Origin of the sequence: Pseudoroseomonas cervicalis ATCC 49957 (assembly GCF_000164635.1) — a bacterium.
Lineage (GTDB): Bacteria > Pseudomonadota > Alphaproteobacteria > Acetobacterales > Acetobacteraceae > Pseudoroseomonas > Pseudoroseomonas cervicalis.
The window spans coordinates 1-1500 of record NZ_GG771013.1; the positions used below are offsets into that span (position 1 = coordinate 1).

Sequence of the window (1500 nt, forward strand, 5' to 3'; positions counted from 1 at the left end):
CGCCCCGCCCGGCGGCGCCCCCGCCGCGCCGCGTGCCGCAGACCTGGCTGCTCACCCTGCTGATGGGCGTCGGCCCCTTCAGCATGCAGATCCTGATCCCCTCCCTGCCGCTGCTGGCCGGCTATTTCAGCGTGCCCTACGCCAGCGCGCAGATGACGCTGACCGTCTACCTGATCGGCATCGCCCTCGGGCAGCTGATCTATGGCCCGCTGTCGGACCGCTTCGGGCGGCGGCCGGTGCTGCTGGCGGGGCTGGCGATCTACCTGGCGGGCTCGCTCGCGGCGCTGCTGGCGCCCTCGATCGGCTGGCTGGCCGTCGCGCGGGCGGCGCAGGCGGCCGGCGGCTGCGCCGGCATGGTGCTGACCCGCGCCATCATCCGCGACGTCTTCCCGCGCGACCAGGCGGCCAGCAAGATCGGCTTCGTCATGATGGGCATGACGGTGGCGCCGATGATGGCGCCGCTGCTGGGCGCCGAGCTGACCGCCGGCCTCGGCTGGCGCAGCACCATGGCGGCCTGCGTGTTCTTCGGCGCGGCGCTCGGCCTGCTGGCGCTGCGCCTGCCGGAGACGCTCGCCGAGAAGCAGCCCCTGCCCGGCCTGGCCGGCATGGGCCGGGCCTATCTGCAGCTGGCGCGCATCCGCAGCTTCCGCTGCTACGCCGCGATCACCACCTGCACCACCGGCGTGTTCTTCGCCTTCATGGCCGGCGCGCCGCGCGTGCTGATGGACGGGCTGGGCTACACGCCGCGCGGCTACGCCATCGCCTTCATGGCGATCTCGCTGGCCTTCGGCGCCGGCTCCTATGTGGCGGGGCGGCATTCGGCGCGGCTGGGTGTGGCGCGCATGCTCAGCGCCGGGCTGCTGGTCTGCACCCTCGGCACGCTGGCCGGGCTGCTGGGGCAGGCGCTGCTGCCGCTGTCGCTGGCCGTGTTCTTCCTGCCCATGGCCATCGTGGCGCTGGGCAATGGCGTGTCGCAGCCCAATGCGGTGGCCGCCGCCGTCAGCGTCAAGCCGCAGCTGGCCGGCACCGCCTCCGGCCTGGTGGGCGCGCTGCAGATGGGCTTCGGCGCGGTGATGACGCTGCTGGCCGGGGCGGTGGAGCTGGGCAGCGGCATCGGCACCGCCGCCACCATGGCGGGCTGCGCGCTGGGCGCCCAGCTGGCGCTGCGCGGCGCCAACCGGGCGCAGCAGGGGCGCGGCTGAGGCGCCGCGCGAGCCGGGCGCCGGCTTAACAATTCTTCACCGCTCCGCCGTTCCGCCATCACGGCGCGTTGACCGGACCCGCGCGGTTTGCCAGGGTCGCGCCGTGAACGCCCTGGACCCCGACATCGCCCGCCAGCTGGCCGAGGACCTCCCGCCGGAGGTCTTCCTGCGCCTGCTGCGCACCTTCGAGACCGACCTGGCGCGGCTGGCGCGGGAGATGCGCGAAGCCGCCGCCGCGGGCGATCTGGAGGGCTACCGGCGCGGCGCGCATGGCCTGGCCGGCGCCGCCGGGGCGATC

The 1500-nt window shown here is 75.1% G+C and carries 2 protein-coding genes; both read left to right on the top strand.

Translation table 11 applies throughout. The features are described from left to right. A partial coding sequence (locus tag HMPREF0731_RS21315) for a multidrug effflux MFS transporter (protein ID WP_007006317.1) occupies window positions 1-1202 on the top strand: 1202 nt, incomplete at its 5' end. 103 nt (window positions 1203-1305) lie between these two features. Beyond that, on the top strand, window positions 1306-1500 hold a 195-nt coding region (locus HMPREF0731_RS21320), incomplete at its 3' end, for an Hpt domain-containing protein (RefSeq protein WP_007006318.1).